We start from the raw sequence: 1,124 nt of genomic DNA, 5'->3' as shown, positions 1-1,124 counted from the left end.
ATTTTTTAACGGTAAATCATTGCCGGGTAATGTGACAGGATACGGCGGCTGGGGCGGCGGCAGTTATGAACTGACAACAGAGCAGGATTACACTGCCGGAAATAAAACAGGTAGCATCAAGTGGAATACACCACCGAATACTTGGGCACTCTGGGATGGACTCGTTTTTACAATGGCGAATCCGGTCAATATGTATGTGAACTGGCCGACGGATTCCCTGCATTTTGCCATCAAGGCGGATGCCGGTCTCGACTCCCTGAAGATTGTCCTCAGCGACGATGATGAAGACGGTGGTGGAGCAGACCTCGAATATGAGTCGTTTTACATGCTGAAGGAAAATACGGTCGGTTACGACGGCGGTTGGAAAGTCGTCAACATTGCATTGAAGGATTTCGATAGAAACGGCGGCGCATGGAACGGCTCGGCGATGCAGTACGACAAGATGATGGATAATACGAGAGTTCTGAAACTGAAGATACTCATCGGCAGTACGCTCGGTGTCGGAAAGATCGTTTATCTGGATGACATCTGGACAGGAACCCCTACGTTTGACTGGGTTGCTTCCGATCCGCCCGGAAATCTCGGTGTAATTCCATCAGCGGATTTTTATAATCTGGTCATCTGGTCGGATGTTGACGGCGAAGTCGGCGAATCGTACTCGGTTTATACCAGCCGGAAACCGATTGAAGATATCACTGCCGCCGGAGTTGAAAAACTTGCGTCTTCTATTGTCGAAGGCACGCAAAGTCTGGCTCACAGCATTTACTATCCGCTCGTGAATCACGAACTGACGACTTATTATGCCGTCACCTGCACGGATGCGGCCGGCAACGAGAGTCTGCCCGCCAAATCGACCGGCTTCGCGAATATTGCCAAGGGCATTCCGACGATTGCATTGAACGCTCCCGCGAACTTTACTATTGATGGTGATTTTAGCGAATGGCAGGCCGCCGGGATCAAGCCGTGGGTTTTGAAACCCGAAGTGAATAAGGTTATCGGGACGGTTACCGATAGTTTAGACCTGAAGGCGACAGTCTATCTGGCGGTGGATGACGATTATCTGTATATCGGTGTTGACGTGGTCGATAACGTGTACAATTTCGGTTCTGGTAACTGGTGGGATC

General features: G+C 50.3%; 1 protein-coding gene. It reads left to right on the top strand.

Annotation, left to right across the window (positions count from 1 at the left end; translation table 11 throughout):
* A partial coding sequence (locus COT43_01765; protein PIS30461.1) for a hypothetical protein occupies positions 1-1,124 on the top strand: 1,124 nt, incomplete at both ends.

The organism is Candidatus Marinimicrobia bacterium CG08_land_8_20_14_0_20_45_22 (assembly GCA_002774355.1).
Taxonomy (GTDB): Bacteria; Fidelibacterota; UBA2242; order UBA2242; family UBA2242; genus 0-14-0-20-45-22.
The sequence above is the reverse complement of the archived record's forward strand: the minus strand, read 5'-3'. Positions and strand labels throughout refer to the sequence as shown.